General features: G+C 64.1%; 18 protein-coding genes. 16 read left to right on the top strand and 2 right to left on the bottom strand.

Annotation, left to right across the window (positions count from 1 at the left end; all coding sequences use genetic code 11):
* Nucleotides 1-108: 108 nt before the first annotated feature.
* A complete protein-coding gene (locus BMW89_RS08300) occupies nucleotides 109-1,023 on the bottom strand; it encodes an alpha/beta fold hydrolase (RefSeq protein WP_092024410.1) in 915 nt (304 codons plus the stop codon).
* A 165-nt stretch (nucleotides 1,024-1,188) separates the two neighbouring features.
* Here BMW89_RS08300 and BMW89_RS08295 point away from each other — a divergent pair, with 165 nt between their 5' ends.
* From BMW89_RS08295 to BMW89_RS08220, 16 genes are all read left to right on the top strand, one after another.
* On the top strand, nucleotides 1,189-1,572 hold the full coding sequence (locus BMW89_RS08295; protein ID WP_092024408.1) for a hypothetical protein: 384 nt from the start codon (nucleotides 1,189-1,191) through the stop codon (nucleotides 1,570-1,572).
* Nucleotides 1,569-2,651, top strand: a complete 1,083-nt coding sequence (locus BMW89_RS08290) for a PHA/PHB synthase family protein (RefSeq protein ID WP_092024407.1) — start codon at nucleotides 1,569-1,571, stop codon at nucleotides 2,649-2,651. The genes BMW89_RS08295 and BMW89_RS08290 overlap by 4 nt, the downstream gene beginning before the upstream one ends.
* Nucleotides 2,648-3,241, top strand: a complete 594-nt coding sequence (locus BMW89_RS08285) for a GNAT family N-acetyltransferase (protein ID WP_177195908.1) — start codon at nucleotides 2,648-2,650, stop codon at nucleotides 3,239-3,241. Before BMW89_RS08290 ends, BMW89_RS08285 begins: the two co-directional genes overlap by 4 nt.
* A 203-nt stretch (nucleotides 3,242-3,444) precedes the next feature.
* Nucleotides 3,445-3,900, top strand: a complete 456-nt coding sequence (locus BMW89_RS08280) for a phasin (protein WP_092024405.1) — start codon at nucleotides 3,445-3,447, stop codon at nucleotides 3,898-3,900.
* A 215-nt stretch (nucleotides 3,901-4,115) separates the two neighbouring features.
* The gene (locus BMW89_RS08275; RefSeq protein ID WP_092024404.1) at nucleotides 4,116-5,402 is read left to right on the top strand and encodes a DUF445 domain-containing protein; all 1,287 of its coding nucleotides are present in this window, start codon (nucleotides 4,116-4,118) and stop codon (nucleotides 5,400-5,402) included.
* Between the two features lie 187 nt (nucleotides 5,403-5,589).
* Nucleotides 5,590-6,360, top strand: a complete 771-nt coding sequence (locus BMW89_RS08270) for an esterase/lipase family protein (RefSeq protein WP_092024403.1) — start codon at nucleotides 5,590-5,592, stop codon at nucleotides 6,358-6,360.
* A 177-nt stretch (nucleotides 6,361-6,537) separates the two neighbouring features.
* Complete coding sequence (paaX, locus tag BMW89_RS08265; protein WP_092024402.1) at nucleotides 6,538-7,404, top strand: phenylacetic acid degradation operon negative regulatory protein PaaX; 867 nt, start codon at nucleotides 6,538-6,540, stop codon at nucleotides 7,402-7,404.
* Nucleotides 7,405-7,481: 77 nt separating this feature from the next.
* Nucleotides 7,482-8,474, top strand: coding sequence for a 1,2-phenylacetyl-CoA epoxidase subunit PaaA (paaA, locus tag BMW89_RS08260; RefSeq protein WP_177195907.1), 993 nt, complete (start codon nucleotides 7,482-7,484; stop codon nucleotides 8,472-8,474).
* A 10-nt stretch (nucleotides 8,475-8,484) separates the two neighbouring features.
* Nucleotides 8,485-8,772: a 1,2-phenylacetyl-CoA epoxidase subunit PaaB gene (gene paaB, locus BMW89_RS08255; protein WP_008136594.1), complete on the top strand. Its 288-nt coding sequence runs from the start codon at nucleotides 8,485-8,487 to the stop codon at nucleotides 8,770-8,772.
* Nucleotides 8,772-9,548, top strand: coding sequence for a 1,2-phenylacetyl-CoA epoxidase subunit PaaC (gene paaC, locus BMW89_RS08250; protein WP_177195906.1), 777 nt, complete (start codon nucleotides 8,772-8,774; stop codon nucleotides 9,546-9,548). The genes paaB and paaC overlap by 1 nt, the downstream gene beginning before the upstream one ends.
* Nucleotides 9,542-10,045 (top strand): 1,2-phenylacetyl-CoA epoxidase subunit PaaD, encoded by a 504-nt coding sequence (gene paaD / locus BMW89_RS08245; protein WP_092024399.1) that lies wholly within the window; start codon nucleotides 9,542-9,544, stop codon nucleotides 10,043-10,045. Before paaC ends, paaD begins: the two co-directional genes overlap by 7 nt.
* A 2-nt stretch (nucleotides 10,046-10,047) precedes the next feature.
* On the top strand, nucleotides 10,048-11,130 hold the full coding sequence (gene paaE, locus BMW89_RS08240) for a 1,2-phenylacetyl-CoA epoxidase subunit PaaE (protein WP_177195905.1): 1,083 nt from the start codon (nucleotides 10,048-10,050) through the stop codon (nucleotides 11,128-11,130).
* A gap of 55 nt (nucleotides 11,131-11,185) precedes the next feature.
* Complete coding sequence (paaI, locus tag BMW89_RS08235; RefSeq protein ID WP_092024397.1) at nucleotides 11,186-11,635, top strand: hydroxyphenylacetyl-CoA thioesterase PaaI; 450 nt, start codon at nucleotides 11,186-11,188, stop codon at nucleotides 11,633-11,635.
* A 29-nt stretch (nucleotides 11,636-11,664) separates the two neighbouring features.
* Nucleotides 11,665-12,996 (top strand): phenylacetate--CoA ligase PaaK, encoded by a 1,332-nt coding sequence (paaK, locus tag BMW89_RS08230; protein ID WP_177195904.1) that lies wholly within the window; start codon nucleotides 11,665-11,667, stop codon nucleotides 12,994-12,996.
* Nucleotides 12,997-13,177: 181 nt separating this feature from the next.
* Nucleotides 13,178-14,182 (top strand): quinone oxidoreductase family protein, encoded by a 1,005-nt coding sequence (locus BMW89_RS08225; protein ID WP_092024722.1) that lies wholly within the window; start codon nucleotides 13,178-13,180, stop codon nucleotides 14,180-14,182.
* Nucleotides 14,183-14,184: 2 nt separating this feature from the next.
* Entirely contained in the window at nucleotides 14,185-15,243 is a 1,059-nt protein-coding gene (locus BMW89_RS08220) for a YeeE/YedE family protein (RefSeq protein ID WP_092024395.1), read from the top strand.
* On the opposite strand, the gene BMW89_RS08215 is transcribed toward BMW89_RS08220, so the two are convergent.
* Nucleotides 15,222-16,136, bottom strand: coding sequence for a DMT family transporter (locus BMW89_RS08215; protein ID WP_092024394.1), 915 nt, complete (start codon nucleotides 16,134-16,136; stop codon nucleotides 15,222-15,224). The two genes, BMW89_RS08220 and BMW89_RS08215, sit on opposite strands and share 22 nt — an antisense overlap.
* Between the last annotated feature and the right edge of the window lie 64 nt (nucleotides 16,137-16,200).

The raw sequence follows: 16,200 nt of genomic DNA, 5'->3' as shown, positions 1-16,200 counted from the left end.
AGCCTCTGTCTTGCGATTGGGAAAAGCCTGTATAGCTCTCGCGCCGGCCTCCGTTAAGAGAGTAACCGGTAGCTCACATGGTCACTGCCAAGACACCGGGTCGTCGATCTACGCCGCCTGCGCCGCTGCGCCGTGCGCATGCTTGTCGATGGCGCGGATGATCTCCGGCCAGAAGCGCATCGGCAGCGCGTGGCCCATGCCGTCGATCATCAACAGCTTTGCGCCCGGAATAGACTCGGCCGTGTCCTTGCCGCCCTCGGGACGGACCAGCGGATCGACCGTGCCATGGATCACCAGCGTCGGCGTTGTCACGGCATGCAGCCGCTCCTTGCGGCTGCCGGAGGCGAGCACGGCGCGGAGCTGCCGGCCAACACCGGCCGGATTGAGCCCGCGCGCGAACACGCGCTCGGCACGATCGAGATCGAGCGCTTCCTCTTCCGGAAACGACCCGCCGCGCAGCACCTTCCAGGTCTGGCCGAAGCGGACGATGAACTCCTCCTTGCTCTGCGGCGGCGGCGCCATCAGCATCGCGGCGGCCTCGCGGGTCGGCGGCGGCACGCGCGGATTGCCCGTCGTCGACATGATCGAGGTGAGCGAGCGTACGCGCTCGGGGAACGACAGCGTCGCCTCCTGCGCGATCATACCGCCCATGGAAGCGCCGACCAGATGCGCCGACTTGATGCCGAGCGCATCCATCAGGGCGACCGTGTCTTTCGCCATGTCGATCAGCTTGTAGGTCGCGGCCACGGGAATCCTAAGGAAGCGCAGCTTCAGCAGTTCGAGCGGCGTCAGGCGCTTGCCGCCGGTGAGATGGCTCGACTTGCCGATGTCGCGATTGTCGAAGCGGATCACGCGAAAGCCGTGCACGGCGAGCTGCTCGCAGAACGCATCGTCCCAATGGATCATCTGGGCCCCGAGCCCCATGATCAGCAACAACGGCTCGGCATTGTCGTTGCCGAAAATCTCGTAGCAGATGTCGATGCCGTTGGCGCGAACGGTCTGGGGCGGCTGATGAGCGGTCACGGATGCGTTTCCTCGCTGCTGGTTAAGCCTGTATCGCACGGTTTCACGCCGCAAAGAAGCCGTGTGCGCCGCACCGAACGACCTGCCGGTTGACCGGCATCGCGCAACGGTGTGGTATGGCGAAAAAAGAAGGGCATCGCAGCTCTCGATATCAGGAGGACGCCGATGACCAATGAGATCAACGACCCCGTCGCCATGTGGCAGAAGATGGTTGGGGACATGGAGAAGGGGTTCAACTCCTTCGCCAACCAGGCGATGTCGTCGCCCGAGTTTTCGCAAGTCGTGAACCGTGCGGGAGGAGTTGCTGCAGGTGCTCAGAAGCAACTCGGCGAACTCATGGAGAAATACCTCGTCACGATGAACCTGCCGAGCCGGGAACAGGTGACGGCCCTCGCGGAACGGCTTCAATCCATCGAGTCCCAGATCGGCGAGATGAAGTCGATGCTGAGCCAGATGGCGGCAAGTTCCGGCATCTCGCAAGGTTTCGACGGGGCGCCGAAGCCGCCGCGAACGAAGCGTCCGCCCTCCGAAAACGGAGATCAAAAATGAATGCGCCGACGGGACTTGATTTCGCATCTATCCCGGAGCGCATCCAGTCCGAGGTGCAGCGCGCCATCCAGCGCAGCATCAAGGGCGTCGAGTATTTCTCCACCTCCGGTCCGACGCTCGGATCGACGCCGAAGGACGTGCTGCATTCGCGCGGCACGATGAACCTCTACCACTACCGGCCGATGTCGGACGAGATCTACCGCGTGCCGGTCTTGATCGTGATGGCGACCACCAACCGCGGCTACATCCTCGATCTCGTGCCCGGCCAGAGCTTCATCGAATTTCTGCTGAAGCGCGGCTACGACGTCTACATGCTTGATTGGAGCGCCCCGCGGCCGGAGGAGAAGAGCCTGCGGATGGAGGACTATGTCCTCGACTTCATCCCGGACTGCGTCCGCCGCGTGCAAGCCGATTCCGGCGAGCAGGACGTCTCCGTCATCGGCTATTGCTTCGGCGGCGTGCTGTCGCTGCTCTACGGCGCGATCCACAAGGATGGGCCGATGAAGAATCTGATCTGCTTCACCACGCCGATCGATTTTCGCGAGATGAAGCTGTTCTCCAATCTCTCCGACCGCCGCTATTTCGACGTCGACCGTCTCGTCGACAGCGTCGGCAACGTTCCGCCGGAGATGATCCTGTCGTCGTTCGAGATGCTGCGCCCGGCCTCGCGCACGGCGAGCCAGATCCAGCTGTGGGAGAACATCTGGAATGACGAGTTCGTCAAGTCGTACCGGATGTTCGACCGCTGGGCGACCGACACGCTGCCGCTCGCGGGCGAATATTTCCGCACCATCACAAAAGACCTGATGTGGGACAACAAGCTGTTCAACGACACCATGTCGGTCGGCGGCCGCGCGGCGAAGCTCGAGGACATCAAGGTGCCATTCCTGCACGCCGTTGCCGAGCACGATCACATCGTGCCGTATGATGCCGCAAAGCACCTGATCGCCAAGATCGGCTCGGAGGACAAGGAAGAGGTGATGCTGAAAGGCGGTCACGTCTCGCTGGTCGCCGGCGCCAATGCGGTGAAGCGGCTGTGGCCGAAACTGGACTCCTGGTTGGGGACAAGATCGACATGAACGAGCAGCGTTCCTATCCGCGTCACATCAAGACCGATGCCGGCGATATCGAGATCCGAATGATGTCGCCCGCGGACGAGGCCGCGGTGCTCGCCTTCGGCAAGGGCCTGCCGCCTCACGATCTCCTTTTCCTGCCGCGTAACATCAGCGAGCCAAAAGTGCTGTCGGCCTGGGTCAAGGAGATCGAACGCGGCGCGATCACGAGCCTTCTTGCCATGAAGGACGCTAAAGTCGTCGGCTGCGGCACGCTGGTGCGCGACCCGCATTCCTGGTCGCCCCATGTCGGTGAGATCCGCATGGTGGTCTCGCTCGACGTGCGCGGGAAGGGGGTAGGGCGGGCACTATCGCAGGAGACTTTTGCTCTCGCGCTCGGCGCCGGTCTGGAAAAGCTTTCGGTCCAGATGACGGTCGACCAGCAGGCCGCGATCGCGCTGTTCGAGGGCCTCGGTTTCAAGGCCGAGGCGCTGCTGCGCGACCATGTCCGGGACGTCGAGGGCAAGACCCACGACATCGTCGTGCTCGGCCACAACATCGCGCAGGTCCAGGCCCAGATGGAGGCCTACGGGCTGCCAGACGCCGTCCAGCACTAGGGGCGACGCCCCGCCCCTCGGGGAGCTCGGCTGGCCAGGGAGGCGCCATATTGCCTCTCATTAAGGCTGTTCACGGATTCGTGATATCGCACTGCACCATTGATGTTGCGATGCACCATTAACTATGCCATATAAGCCGTGCCCCGGGCCAATGCGGACGGGGTGAGCCCATAGCTCAAAACAATGAGGATGGAGAGAACCCCATGACCACCGAAACCAACACCGCTTTCGAAGGCTTCAAGGACGCTTTCAAGAACATCCAGAACCTGGAAGTTCCCGAAGCTGCCCGCGAGTTCGTGAAGAAGTCCGCCAACACCGCCAAGGACCGTGCTGCCGAGGTGTTCGCTGGCTCCGAGCGCGTGACCGCCGCCGTCGAGAACGCGGTGACCGAGTCCGTCACCGAAGCCGGCAAGATCAGCCGCAACATCCAGCAGGCGATCTATGACGACGCCCAGGCGTTCTTCGCCGGTATCGACAAGCTCGCGTCAGCCAAGTCGTTCAGCGAAGCCGTCGAGATCCAGTCGGGCCTGCTCCGCGCCCACGGCGAAGCCTTCGTCTCGCGCGCCAAGGCGACCGCTGACTATGTCGGCAAGCTCGCCGCCAACGGTGCGAAGTCCGCTCAGGACAACTTTGCCAAGGCCTACAACAAGACCGCCTGATCTGGCGCCCTGAGACGACAAACTGAATTTGAGGCCCGCTTCGGCGGGCCTTTTGTTTTTTCTTCTTGCTTTCCCCGGATGCAGTGCAGCGCGCCGCGCTTGCGGTGTGGTGCACTGCTGATCCGGGGTCCATGCTGGGTCCCGGCCCTGCGGAGCACCGCTGCGCGCTGCACCGCGTCCGGGACACGCCAAGATCGACGCGCTAAGTATCTACAATGACTACACCCGCCACCTTCTCCTTCGACACCCCTGGCGACGCCGAACGCGCGGCTGAGCTGCGCCGCGTCAAGGCGATGGCGACGCTGGTGCTGGCCTCGACGCTGGCGCTGTTCGTCGTTGCGAAATGGCTGCTGCCCGTGCATCCCGTGTTCGGCTTCATCGCGGCTTTCGCGGAAGCCGCGACCATCGGCGGGCTCGCCGACTGGTACGCCGTGGTCGCGCTGTTCAAGCGGCCGCTCGGCCTGCCGATCCCGCACACCGCGATTATCCAGAGCAATCAGGCCCGCATCGCCGACAAGCTCGGCGAATTCATCCAGGTGCATTTCCTCGAGGCCGGCCCGGTCGAGGCAAAGCTGACGGAGATCGATTTCGGCTCGTTCGTTGCCGACTGGCTGCGCGATCGCAAGCGCAGCGACGACCTCGCACGCTTCGCATTGCGCCTGCTGCCGGAGGCTGTGTCCGCAACCGAGACCTCCGGCCTGATGACCTTCATCGTCCGCCGCATGTCCTCGCAGCTCCAGGCGATCGATCTCGCGCCGCTTGCCGCCGGCACGCTGCGCGGTTTCGTGGCGGAGGGGCGGCATCAGATCCTGTTCGATGATCTCCTGCGCGTGATGCACGAGACGCTGAACCAGACGGAGACGATGGCGATAATCCGCGAGAAGGTGCGCGCAGAGTTGCCGACCCTGCTCAGGCTCTATCGCGCCGACAAGTTTCTGGTGAACAAGATCGTGTCGTCCGCTACCGCCTTCTTCAATGAGGTGCGTAGCGATCCCAAGCATCCGTTCCGTGCCGAGTTCGACCGCATGGTGCTGAGCTTCGTCGACCGGCTCGGCACGGACCAGGCCTATATCGACCGTATCGACGGATTGAAGCGCGATCTCCTGGCGCGGCCCGAGCTTGCCGATCTCGCCCGCACCGTCTGGGCCAACACGCGCTCCTTCATCGAGCGCAGTGCGAGCGGGGAGACGCAGGTGCTCCAGCATCATCTCGCTGGCATGTGCGTCGCAGCGGGCGAAGCGCTTGCCGGCGATGCCGAGCTACGCGGCGAGATCAACCAGGGCTTGGTGGCGGTACTGCGCAGCTTCGTCGCCGACCAGAAGAGCGGCGTCTCGACCTTCATCTCCGATCAGGTCAAGGCATGGGACATGGCGCAGTTGATTTCGCTGATCGAAATCAACATCGGGCGCGACCTGCAATACATCCGCTTCAACGGTTCGCTGATCGGCGGCCTCGCTGGCCTTGCGCTGTACTCCGTAGAATTCCTGCTCCGATTGTTGTGACTTTTGCGTCACGCCCGTTAGCATTAACGCGCGGGCCTATTGTCGCCCCGTCTCTCTCCGGCTTGAATGTCCGGAACCGGCCGCCTAGCTGATTCATGTTGCGCTGCGGAACGTTCAAGAAGCCGGCGTATTGGAATTCATGCCCATTTGCCGGCATCGCAGCCGGCACCTCCCAGGGGATCCATTGATGACCGTGACTTCCCAGACGCTGCGTCCGCCGTCCCGTACCCTGATGTTTTTGGAAGGGCGCGCGATCCACGAGTTCGGCGCATTCCTCGGCGCGCTGCCGCTGCTGAGCCTCGCGCCGCGCGGCGATGGGCAACCGGTGCTGGTGCTGCCGGGCCTGGTCGCCTCCGACGCGTCCACGCGCGCGCTGCGTACGTTTCTGACCAGCAAGGGCTACGCGGTGAGCGGCTGGCGTCAGGGCCGCAATTACGGTCTGCGCGAGGGCGTGCAGCACGCGATGGTCGATCTGGTCGAGGAGCTCAGCGACACGCACGGCCGCAAGATCAGCCTGGTCGGCTGGAGCCTCGGTGGCCTCTATGCGCGCCAGCTCGCCAAGATGATGCCGGAGCGGGTGCGCCAGGTGATCACGCTCGGCAGTCCCTTTGCCGGCGATCCCCATTCGACCAATGCCTGGCGCGTCTATGAATGGGCGAGCGGGCGGAAATCCGACGAGGTCGATCCGCAGTTCGGCGGTGAGCTCGCCGTCCCGCCGCCGGTGCCGACCACCGCAATCTTCAGCCGCACCGACGGCGTTTGCGCCTGGCAGGGCTGCATGGAGAAGTCGGGCGCGCAGACCGAGAGCATCGAGGTCGAGAGCAGCCATTGCGGCATGGGGCACCATCCCGCAGTGGTCTATGCGGTGGCCGACCGTCTCGCGCAGAAGGAAGGCCAGTGGCGCCCCTTCGACCGCAGCGGCTGGCGCAGCGTGGTCTATCCTGACCCGCACCGGTAGTTTCTTCGCCTCTCCCCGCGTGCGGGTGAGGGGGACTCTCCGCGAGTCCGTCCGCTACTGAGTTTGCGGAGAAAGCCCCTCACCGCGACCCTCTCCCGGTAAGAACGGGGAGAGGGAGAGTAAGACCGTCGCGTCCGTCCATTGTCGCGCCCGCACCAAACGCGCTATGCCTCGCGCATGGCGCATCCGCTCTCCCGCATCATCGACCAGCTCAAGCGCGAGCCATCGCGCACCGGCTCCATTGTCATCACGGTGTTCGGCGACGCCATCGTGCCGCGCGGCGGGTCGGTGTGGCTCGGCACGCTGCTGGAATTCTTCGAAAGCCTCGCCATCGACAGCGGCGTAGTTCGGACTGCGATGTCGCGGCTCGCCGCTGACGGCTGGTTGACGCGCGAAAAGGTCGGTCGCAACAGCTTTTATCGGCTCGCCGACAAGGGTAGTCAGACCTTCGAAGCCGCCACGCGCCACATCTACGATCCGCCGCCATCCGACTGGACCGGGCGCTTCGAGCTGCTGTTGATAGGCAATGGCGAGGATCGCGACGCCTCGCGCGAGGCGCTGCGCAACGCCGGCTTCGGCAGTCCGCTTCCCGGCGTCTGGGTGGCGCCATCAGGTGTACCGGTGCCGGACGAGGCTGCGGCCGCGATCCGTCTCGAGGTCTCTGCGGAAGACGACAGCGGCCGCCGCCTGCTCAGCGCGAGCTGGCCGCTGGACCGCACTGCGGACGCCTATCTGAAATTCATGAAGACCTTTGAGCCGCTCCGCGCCGCGATCGGCCGCGGCACGGATCTGTCCGAGGCCGACGCCTTCACCGCGCGCATCCTGCTGATCCACTATTACCGCCGCGTCGTGCTGCGCGATCCGCTGCTGCCCGAGAGCCTGCTGCCGGCCGACTGGCCGGGCAGGGCGGCGCGTGAGCTTTGCGGCGAGATCTATCGCGCGCTGCTTGCTCCGTCGGAACAATGGCTTGATGGCCATGGAACCAATGAGAAGGGCGCGCTGCCGCCGGCGCGAAAGCTCCTGGAAAGGAGATTTGAGGCCTGATTTATATGTTACAGAAATATCTTGCATGACGTAATTCTTGTTATATATTGTCTCCCAATAAATACGGGAGGATGCGCATGTACACCCAGGCGCTGAACACGGCCGAGACCGACGATCGCGGTCTTGAGGATGCTGTTAAGGCTACGCAATTCCAGGCTCGCATCGATGCCGAAGAGCGCATCGAGCCGAACGACTGGATGCCGGCAGCCTATCGCAAGACGCTCACCCGCCAGATCTCTCAGCACGCTCATTCCGAAATCGTCGGTATGCTGCCCGAAGGCAACTGGATCACGCGCGCGCCGACGCTACGCCGAAAGGCCGCGCTGCTCGCCAAGGTGCAGGACGAGTGCGGCCACGGGCTGTATCTCTATGCTGCCGCCGAGACGCTCGGCACCTCGCGCGAAGAGCTCGTCGACGCGATGCTCGCAGGCAAAGCCAAATATTCCTCGATCTTCAACTATCCGACGCTGACCTGGGCCGATATCGGCACCGTCGGCTGGCTGGTCGACGGCGCCGCGATCATGAACCAGATCCCGCTGTGCCGCTGCTCCTATGGTCCCTATGCGCGCGCGATGATCCGAGTCTGCAAGGAGGAATCGTTCCACCAGCGCCAGGGTTACGAGATCATGCTGACGCTATGCCGCGGCTCGGATGAGCAGAAGGCGATGGCGCAGGATGCGTTGAACCGCTGGTGGTGGCCGGTGCTGATGATGTTCGGCCCGCCGGATGCCACGAGCCAGCACAGCGACACCTCGACGAAGTGGAAGATCAAGCGCTTCTCCAATGACGAACTGCGTCAGAAGTTCGTCGATGCCAGCGTGCCGCAGGCGCAATATCTCGGCCTCGCCATTCCCGATCCCGGCATGGCGCAGGATGCGGAAGGCCATTGGCGCTACAGCGAGATCGACTGGACCGAATTCAAGCAGGTGCTGGCCGGCAACGGCCCGTGCAATCGCGACCGCATGGCTGCGCGCCGTAAGTCTCACGATGAGGGTGCCTGGGTGCGCGAGGCTGCAGCGGCCTATGCCGCCAAGCGCGCGCAGCGCCACACCGCACAAGCCGCGGAATAGGGAGATCACGATGGCCACGCCGAACACGCCGCTGTGGGAAGTCTTCATTCGCAGCCGCAACGGACTCGCGCACAAGCATGTAGGATCGCTGCATGCCAGCGATGCCACCATGGCGCTGCAAGCCGCCCGCGACATCTACACCCGCCGTGGCGAGGGCCTGTCGATCTGGGTCGTACCGTCGACCGCGATCACCGCGAGCGATCCCGCCGAGAAGGGCATGATGTTCGAGCCGGCAGAGTCGAAGATCTATCGGCATCCGACGTTTTACGAGGTGCCCGAAGAAGTGGGGCACATGTGATGGCGACCGCCAACATCCAGGTTTCCGAGACGCCGCTGGTGCTCTACGCGCTGCGTCGCGCCGACGACGCGTTGGTCCTCGGCCATCGACTGTCGGAATGGTGCGGACACGCGCCGATGATGGAAGAGGACATGGCGCTCTCCAACATCGCGCTCGACCTCATCGGCCAGGCCCGCGAGCTCTACAGCTACGCCGCCAAGGCCGAAGGCAAGGACAACGACGAGGACAAGCTCGCTTATTTGCGCGATGTCCGGCAGTACCGCAATCTGCTGCTGGTGGAGCAGCCGAACGGCGACTTCGCCCAGACCTTGGTGCGGCAGTTCTTCTATTCCGCCTTTGCCGATCTCTACTGGCGCGCGATGATGAATTCGCGCGACACGACGCTCGCGGCCATTGCCGCCAAGTCGGAGAAGGAGAGCGCTTATCATCTGCGCCATGCCTCGGAGTGGATTATCCGGCTCGGCGACGGCACTGACGAAAGCCACGAGCGCGCGCAGGCGGCGATTGATCACCTCTGGGCCTTCACCGGCGAGATGTTTGCCGTCGATGAAGGTGAACGTGCCCTGATCCATGCCGGCATCGCCATCGATCCCGGGACCTTGCGCGGCCGCTGGCTGACGACGCTCTCCGATGTCGTCGGTGAAGCGACACTTGAGCTGCCGCAGAACGACTGGATGCAGCAGGGAGGCCGGGCCGGCCGGCACAGCGAGCATCTCGGCCATCTCCTGAGCGAACTGCAATCGATGCAGCGTACCCTCCCGGGGCTGACATGGTGACCGCGCTCGAAAGCGACACCGAACTGCGCCAGCGTGCCTGGGATGCCGCGGCTGGTGTCGTCGATCCCGAAATTCCGGTGCTGACCATTGCCGATCTCGGCGTGCTGCGCGATGTCGTTCTCGACGGCGATCATGTCGAGGTCGCAATCACGCCGACCTATTCGGGCTGCCCGGCCATGAACATGATCGCGCTCGAAATCGAGGTTGCGCTGGAGCGCGCTGGTTTCCACCATCCCAAGGTCCGCACCATACTCTCGCCAGCCTGGACGACGGACTGGATGAGCGAGGAGGGGCGCCAAAAGCTGCATGCCTACGGCATCGCGCCGCCGCAAGCCTCGAACTCACGCCGCGCGCTGTTCGGCGAGCAGGCCGTCGCGTGCCCGCAATGCGGCTCGGACAAGACCGAGCTGTTGTCCGAATTCGGTTCGACCTCCTGCAAGGCGCTGTGGCGCTGCAAGGCCTGCCGCGAACCCTTCGATTACTTCAAGTGTCATTGATCATGTCAGCAGCCGCACCGCGCTTCCATCGCCTGGCCGTCAGCGATCTCCGCCGCGAGGCGTCCGACGCGGTTTCGATGACTTTCGCGATCCCCCGCGAACTCGCCGGCGATTATGCCTTCACGCCCGGCCAGTACCTGACGCTCCGCACCATGCTCGACGGCGAAGAAGTGCGCCGCTCCTATTCGATCTGTTCCGGGCCTGACGACGGTGAGATTCGCATCGCCGTAAAGAAGGTGGATGGCGGCGCGTTTTCGAGTTGGGCTGCAGACGAGCTGAAACGCGGTGACGAGCTCGACGTGATGACGCCGACCGGCCGCTTCGGCGTGGTCCCGCCAGCGGAGGCCGGGCGCATCCATGTCGGCTTTGCCGCCGGCTCCGGCATCACGCCGGTCCTGTCGATCGTCAAGGGCATCCTCGCGCGGGAGCCGAACAGCCGTTTCTTCCTGTTCTATGGCAACCGATCGAGCGACAACATCATGTTCCTCGAGCCGCTCGAGGAGCTGAAAGACCGGTTCATCGATCGCCTCTCGATCTTCCATGTCATCTCGGGCGAAGAGCAGGATATCCCGATCCTGCATGGTCGGCTCGACGGCGACAAGGTGAGGGTGCTGTTGCGCTCGCTGGTGCCGGCCGAAAGCGTCGACCACGTCTTCATTTGCGGTCCGTCGGGCATGAGCGAGGACATCGAGGCGACCTGCCGTGATCTCGGCATCGCGGACGAGCGTCTTCATGTCGAGCGCTTCGTCTCCGAATTCGGCGGCAAGCCGCGGCCGAAGAAAGTCGTCGCGCCCGATGCGCCGCCGAAGGCGATCGCCTCCCTGATCATCGACGGCAAGCGCCGCGACGTGCCGGTCGCCGAGGACGAGGCGATCCTCGATGCCGCGCTGCGCGCGGGCCTGGATCTCCCCTTCGCCTGCAAGGGCGGCATGTGCTCGACCTGTCGCGCAAAACTGGTCGAGGGTGAGGCGCCGATGGACATCAATTATTCGCTGGAGCCCTGGGAGCTGAAGGCCGGTTTTGTCCTGACCTGCCAGGCGAAGCCATCATCGGGGCGGGTCGTGGTCGATTACGATCACGTTTGACACTGCGGGCCAACCAGAAGAACATCATGAGCAAGAGCCTCGTCGGGAGAAGCGCGTGAACATCAAAGCCGCCCTATCGCCTGACGATGTTGCCCGCGCCTGCGCCGATGCGATGTGGGCGGAAGACGATGCCTCCAAGGGGCTCGGCATGGAGATCGTCGAGGTCGGCCCCGGCTTTGCGACGCTCGCGATGAATGTGCGGCCGGACATGGTCAACGGCCAGCGCATCGCCCATGGCGGCTTCATCTTCACGCTCGCCGATTCCGCCTTCGCTTTTGCCTGCAATTCGCACAACGACCGCGTTGTCGCGGCGCAGGGCCAGATCACTTTCATCAAGCCCGGCAAGCTCGGCGATCGCCTCGTTGCGAAAGCGCGGGAGATCACCCGCGGCGGTCGCTCCGGCATCTACGATGTGCGCGTCACCGCAGGCGACACCGTCATCGCTGAATTCCGCGGGCATTCGCGTGTCATTCCGGGCACGTGGCTGCCGGCGCAAGACCAATAAAGAGAAAAAATCAATGTGGGGAAACGAGAATGGCTTCGACGAAGCTGAAGGATGGCGGCCACACCTATAAGACCGAGATGGATGCGCATGAGCGCGCGTCGCGCGACGAGATCATGGCGTTGCAGACGCAGCGGCTGGCCTGGTCGCTGAAGCACGCCTACGACAACGTCGCGCATTATCGCAAAGCCTTCGACAAGGCCGGTGTGCATCCGTCCGACTTTCGCGCGCTGTCCGATCTCGCGAGATTTCCGTTCACCGTGAAGACGGATTTGCGCGACAATTATCCCTTCAATATGTTCGCGGTGCCGCGCGAAAAACTCGTGCGGGTGCATGCGTCGTCCGGCACGACGGGCAAGCCGATCGTGGTGGGCTACACGCAAGCCGACATCAATACCTGGTCGGAGGTGATGGCGCGCTCGATCCGCGCCGCCGGCGGCCGCACCGGCATGATCATCCATAATGCCTATGGCTATGGTCTGTTCACCGGAGGTCTCGGCGTTCATTATGGCGCCGAAAAACTCGGCTGCACCGTGGTGCCGATCTCGGGCGGTATGACCGAGCGGCAGGTGCAGCTCATCAACGATTTCCGGCCCGACATCATCACGGTGACGCCGAGCTACATGCTGGCGATCCTCGATGAGTTCAAGCGCCAGAAGCTCGATCCGCGCCAATGCTCGCTCAAGGTCGGCATCTTCGGCGCCGAGCCCTGGACCAATGCGATGCGCAGCGAGATCGAGGATGCCTTCGACATGGATGCGACCGACATCTATGGCCTCTCCGAGGTGATCGGCCCCGGCGTTGCGCAGGAATGCATCGAGACCAAGGATGGCCTGCACATCTGGGAGGACCATTTTTACCCCGAGGTGATCGACCCCGAGACCGGCGCGGTGCTGCCCGACGGTGAGAAGGGTGAGCTGGTCTTCACCTCGCTCACCAAGGAAGGCTTTCCGGTGATCCGCTATCGCACCCGCGACCTGACGCGGTTGCTGCCGGGCACGGCGCGGCCGGGCATGCGGCGGATGGAAAAGGTGACGGGCCGCTCGGACGACATGATCATCCTGCGTGGCGTCAATCTGTTCCCGACTCAGATCGAGGAGGTGCTGCTCGCGACCGACTGGTGCGGCGGCCACTTCATCCTCGAGCTGACCCGCGAAGGCCGCATGGACGAGCTGACCATCATCGCCGAGGCGCGGGCCGAGAGCTGGGACGGCCGCGGGCTCGTCGACCATGCCGACCGCATCTCGACCCACATCAAGAACACCATCGGCATTAGCTCAAACGTGCGGGTCGTCGCTCCTGCCACGCTGGAGCGCTCGCTCGGCAAGGCCAAGCGCCTCTACGACAAACGGCCGAAAGACTGACGGTCATCCTCGTGGTGAGGAGCGCCGAAGGCGCGTCTCGAACCATGAAGGCCCGGCTGCAGCAGCGGGGGCCTGCATCCTTCGAGACGCCGCTGGCGCGGCTCCTCAGGATGAGGGGAGGCAGGTTGACTTGGGTCTCGCCAAGGGCGACAAGGCCCGCGAGAAATCGCGGGTCTTTTCCATGTCACCAGCTGATAGTAGAACCGTCGAAGCGCGCTGCGTGCGCCTCAATGCCAAGGCCGAAAACGCCGCCGCGGTTGAGCCTCACGTCGAGCGTCACACCCTTACGCGCGGGCCGAACGATCTGCTGATCGAGGTGAAGGCTGCCGCCGTCAATCCCTCCGACGTCAAGGCCGCGACCGGGCTGATGCCCTATGCCGTATTTCCCCGCACGCCCGGTCGCGATTACGCCGGCGTGGTGATCGATGGGCCCGCCGGCACGATCGGCTGCGAAGTGTTCGGCTCCTCCGGCGATCTCGGCATCCGTCGCGATGGCACGCATGCAAGCCATCTCGTTGTCGAAGCCGATGCCGTGGTGGAGAAGCCGACGACTGTGTCCTGGGAAGAGGCCGCCGGCATCGGCGTGCCCTTTGTCACGGCCATGGAGGGGTTTCGCCGCGCCGGCATTCCAGAGAGCGGTGAGACCGTTCTGGTGTTCGGCGTCAACGGCAAGGTCGGCCAGGCCGCCGTGCAGATCGCGACCTGGCAGGGCGCCAACGTCATCGGCGTGGTGCGCAGGGCGGAGGCCTATGAGGGCCACAGCAATGCGCCGATCGAGGTGATCGACGCTTCCGCGACCGATGTCGCCACCCGCGTGCGCGAATTGACCGGCGGCAAGGGCGTCGACATCGTCTTCAACACGGTCGGCGATCCCTATTTCCAGGCCGCGCACAAGTCGCTGGCGTTGCGCGGCCGCCAGATCCTGATCGCTGCGGTCGATCGCATCGTGCAGTTCAACATCCTCGAATTCTACCGGGGGCAGCATACCTATGTCGGTATCGACACGCTCGGCCTGTCCTCGGCCGCAACAGGCGCCGTGCTGCGCGATCTCGGCCCTGGCTTTGCAAGCGGCTATTTGAAGCCGTTCTCGATCAAGGCGAATGCGGTCTATTCGCTCGAGCGCGCGAAGGAAGCTTATATCGCTGTCGCGGGCTCCTCGCGGGATCGCGTGATCCTGAAGCCGTAATCATGGAATCGTCCACCCAACTCGTCATCTTGGCCGGCCTCATCATCGGCCTCATCTACGGCTCCGTCGGCTTGCTGAGCGGCTTCTGCCTGATGAGCAGCATGCGCGGCTTTCTGGCGGAGGGTGACGGCCGGCTGGTGCGGTCCTATGCGCTGGCGATTGCGGTAGCGATCGCCGCCAGCCAATTCCTCGCCGGCAACGGTGTCGTTGATCTCGGAAAATCGATCTACCTGCAACCAACCTTCTCGGTGCCGGTGCTCTTCCTTGGCGGCTTGCTGTTCGGCTACGGCATGGTGTTGTCGAACGGTTGCGGCTCGCGTGCGCTGGTGCTGCTCGGCCGCGGCAATCTCCGGTCCTTCGTTGTCGTGATCGTGCTCGCCATCGCTGCGCAGATGACGCTCAAGGGCCTGATCGCGCCGGCGCGCATAGCTCTGGTTCAAGCGTCGCAAACGGCGGTCAAAGCGAATTCGCTGCCGTCGCTGCTGGCAACGCTCGGTCTCGCCGAATCTCTCGCGCGCGCGCTGGCCGCTGCTGTTGTCGTCGTTGCGCTGATCCTGTTTGCCTTCGCGCATCCGGCCTTCCGTCGCTCGCCGGGCCAGATCGCGGCGGGAATTGTCGTCGGCCTTCTCGTCGCGGGTGGCTGGTACGTCACCGGTTATCTCGGTGCCGACGACTTCAATCCCGTTCCGGTGACCTCGCTCACCTTTGTCGCGCCGATCGCCGATGCTCTGCAATACGCCATGCTCTCGACCGGCCTGACGTTGAATTTTGGTATTGCGACGGTGGCCGGCGTCCTCACAGGCAGTCTGGCCACCGCGCTCGCAACGGGCCGCTTCCATCTCGAAGGCTATTCCTCGCCGCGCCACATGCTGCGTTCGGCGAGTGGTGCGGCGCTGATGGGGATCGGCGGCGTGATGGCGTTCGGCTGCTCGATCGGGCAGGGGCTCACGGGCGTCTCGACGCTCGCACTGGGCTCGTTCGTTGCGGTTGCCGGCATCCTGCTCGGTACCACGGCGGGCTTGCGCGGAAGCTTGCGGGTTCAGCCGCTCGCGGTGGCCTGACCGCGCAGCAGCCGGTCGCCCAGCGTCGCAAGGCCGATGCCGGCGACGATCAGTCCGGCTGCGACAGCAAGGCTCATGTCGATCGGCTCGCCCAGCAGGATCGCAGCGCTGGCGATGCCGACGAGCGGCGTCCCGGTGGTACCGAGCGACGTGGTCAGGGCCGAGATGCTCTTGTTGACCATCGACATCGCCCAATAGGCCAGCGCCGTCCCGATCAGGCCGGAATACAGGAACAGCAGCACGAGCCTCCACGACCATTCCGCGTGCGGCAGGCCATCGACGACGAGCGCGCTGACCGACAGCAGGATCGTTGCGACGAGCAGCTGCCAGAGCAGAAGCTGGAGCGGGGAGGCGATCCAGCGATGCGCGCGGATATAGATGATGTTTGCCGCCCAGGAGATCGCGGCGAGGACGACCATGCCGGCGCCGAGCACGACGTTGCTATTGGTCCAGTCGATCGATGTCGGGTTCAGGATCACGGCAAGGCCGATCAGCCCGAGCAGGGCACCGGCGAGCTTTGGCGCGGTCAGCGTGTCCTTCCCGAGCAGGGGCGCGGCGATCGCGACCCAGAGCGGCGTGGTGTAGCCGAGCACGATGGCCTTGCTCGCGGGCAGGAAGCGCACGCCGGCCGCGACAAGGACCGAGAACACCGTCATGTGGAGCAGTGCCACGCTGAGGACAACAGGAATGTCGCGCCGCTCCGGGATCACCAGATTTTTGCTTAATCCTAGGATCACGAATAATGCAGCCAGCGCGATCCAGCTCCGGATCGCTGACGTCCACAGCGGCGTGAGGAACTGGACCAGCTGCTTCGTTACCGACCAGTTCACGCCCCAGGCCAGCACGACGATCAGGAACAGGCCGACGGCCGCGCGGGGTGACAGGGAGTTCATCGCAAAATCCTTGAAGCAGTTCTATCAGGCGGATAGCATCCCGGCTGGTACCTGAAAAAGTGCC

This window comes from Bradyrhizobium sp. OK095, assembly GCF_900109945.1.
GTDB lineage: Bacteria > Pseudomonadota > Alphaproteobacteria > Rhizobiales > Xanthobacteraceae > Bradyrhizobium.
The sequence above is the reverse complement of the archived record's forward strand: the minus strand, read 5'-3'. Positions and strand labels throughout refer to the sequence as shown.

Excerpts from the sequence above, each read along its gene's own strand:
- BMW89_RS08295 (WP_092024408.1), top strand. The coding sequence starts at position 1,189 with ATGACCAATGAGATCAACGACCCCGTCGCCATGTGGCAGAAGATGGTT.
- BMW89_RS08290 (WP_092024407.1), top strand. The coding sequence starts at position 1,569 with ATGAATGCGCCGACGGGACTTGATTTCGCATCTATCCCGGAGCGCATC.
- BMW89_RS08285 (WP_177195908.1), top strand. The coding sequence starts at position 2,648 with ATGAACGAGCAGCGTTCCTATCCGCGTCACATCAAGACCGATGCCGGC.
- BMW89_RS08280 (WP_092024405.1), top strand. The coding sequence starts at position 3,445 with ATGACCACCGAAACCAACACCGCTTTCGAAGGCTTCAAGGACGCTTTC.
- BMW89_RS08275 (WP_092024404.1), top strand. The coding sequence starts at position 4,116 with ATGACTACACCCGCCACCTTCTCCTTCGACACCCCTGGCGACGCCGAA.
- BMW89_RS08270 (WP_092024403.1), top strand. The coding sequence starts at position 5,590 with ATGACCGTGACTTCCCAGACGCTGCGTCCGCCGTCCCGTACCCTGATG.
- paaX (WP_092024402.1), top strand. The coding sequence starts at position 6,538 with ATGGCGCATCCGCTCTCCCGCATCATCGACCAGCTCAAGCGCGAGCCA.
- paaA (WP_177195907.1), top strand. The coding sequence starts at position 7,482 with ATGTACACCCAGGCGCTGAACACGGCCGAGACCGACGATCGCGGTCTT.
- paaB (WP_008136594.1), top strand. The coding sequence starts at position 8,485 with ATGGCCACGCCGAACACGCCGCTGTGGGAAGTCTTCATTCGCAGCCGC.
- paaC (WP_177195906.1), top strand. The coding sequence starts at position 8,772 with ATGGCGACCGCCAACATCCAGGTTTCCGAGACGCCGCTGGTGCTCTAC.
- paaD (WP_092024399.1), top strand. The coding sequence starts at position 9,542 with ATGGTGACCGCGCTCGAAAGCGACACCGAACTGCGCCAGCGTGCCTGG.
- paaE (WP_177195905.1), top strand. The coding sequence starts at position 10,048 with ATGTCAGCAGCCGCACCGCGCTTCCATCGCCTGGCCGTCAGCGATCTC.
- paaK (WP_177195904.1), top strand. The coding sequence starts at position 11,665 with ATGGCTTCGACGAAGCTGAAGGATGGCGGCCACACCTATAAGACCGAG.
- BMW89_RS08225 (WP_092024722.1), top strand. The coding sequence starts at position 13,178 with ATGTCACCAGCTGATAGTAGAACCGTCGAAGCGCGCTGCGTGCGCCTC.
- BMW89_RS08220 (WP_092024395.1), top strand. The coding sequence starts at position 14,185 with ATGGAATCGTCCACCCAACTCGTCATCTTGGCCGGCCTCATCATCGGC.
- BMW89_RS08215 (WP_092024394.1), bottom strand. The coding sequence starts at position 16,136 with ATGAACTCCCTGTCACCCCGCGCGGCCGTCGGCCTGTTCCTGATCGTC.